Annotated in this window: 1 rRNA gene; it reads right to left on the reverse strand. The window is 58.4% G+C overall.

Going from position 1 to position 399, the window contains the following annotated elements:
- A 23S ribosomal RNA gene (locus M3148_RS17485) occupies positions 1-399 on the reverse strand; the annotation flags it as partial.

A 399-nucleotide genomic window follows, 5' to 3' on the forward strand; every position in this document is an offset into this window, starting at 1 on the left:
CCTGTCGGCCTCGCCTTAGGTCCCGACTTACCCAGGGCGGATTAACCTGGCCCTGGAACCCTTGGTCATTCGGCGGACGGGTTTCTCACCCGTCTTTCGCTACTCATGCCTGCATTCTCACTCGTGTAGGATCCACCACTGGGTCACCCCGCAGCTTCACCTCCCACACGACGCTCCCCTACCCATCAACACCCCTGAACACACTCCACGAGGGAGGATGCTGGGGAAATGTGCTGATGCCACGGCTTCGGCGGTGTGCTTGAGCCCCGCTGAATTGTCGGCGCAGAATCACTTGACCAGTGAGCTATTACGCACTCTTTCAAGGGTGGCTGCTTCTAAGCCAACCTCCTGGTTGTCTGTGCAACTCCACATCCTTTCCCACTTAGCACACGCTTAGGG

Source organism: Georgenia satyanarayanai (genome assembly GCF_023715365.1).
Classification (GTDB): Bacteria; Actinomycetota; Actinomycetes; order Actinomycetales; family Actinomycetaceae; genus Oceanitalea; species Oceanitalea satyanarayanai_B.